At 49.9% G+C, this 741-nt stretch carries 1 protein-coding gene; it reads right to left on the reverse strand.

What is annotated here, in order from left to right:
- Positions 1-654 (reverse strand): calcium-binding protein (locus tag HMPREF1028_RS12895; RefSeq protein ID WP_349267061.1); only part of this gene is annotated, 654 nt, incomplete at its 3' end.
- Positions 655-741 lie beyond the last annotated feature (87 nt).

The raw sequence follows: 741 nt of genomic DNA on the forward strand, positions 1-741 counted from the left end.
TTGTAGCACGTCATCTCCGTTATCTCCGTAAAGATAGTCACGATCATCGCCGCCCATCAGCAGGTCGTTACCGTCCATGCCGTGTAGCGTGTCGTTTCCACGACCACCGCTTAAGTGGTTGTTGCCACTGTTGCCTATCAGGGTATTGTCAGAGTTGTTACCGAAACCGTAATTGTTGCCGTAGCCTGTCAGTGTCAGGTTTTCGACGTTGGTTGGAGCGGTATAGGAAACGCTGCTGTAAATAGTATCGGTACCCTCGAACCACTGCTCGGTGACAGTATCATTTATATTGTCCACATGATAGATATCATTTCCATATCCGCCGCTCATGCTGTCTGCACCGCTGCCACCGTCTAAAGTATCGTTGCCGTATCCACCATCAAGCAGGTCGTTTCCTTCGCCTCCTTGTAGCACGTCATCTCCGTTATCTCCGTAAAGATAGTCACGATCATCGCCGCCCATCAGCAGGTCGTTGCCGTCCATGCCGTGTAGCGTGTCGTTTCCACGACCACCGCTTAAGTGGTTGTTGCCACTGTTGCCTATCAGGGTATTGTCAGAGTTGTTACCGAAACCGTAATTGTTGCCGTAGCCTGTCAGTGTCAGGTTTTCGACGTTGGTTGGGAGCGGTATAGGAAACGCTGCTGTAAATAGTATCGGTACCCTCGAACCACTGCTCGGTGACAGTATCATTTATATTGTCCACATGATAGATATCATTTCCATATCCGCCGCTCATGCTGT

The sequence above is a fragment of the Neisseria sp. GT4A_CT1 genome (assembly GCF_000227275.1).
Lineage (GTDB): Bacteria > Pseudomonadota > Gammaproteobacteria > Burkholderiales > Neisseriaceae > Neisseria.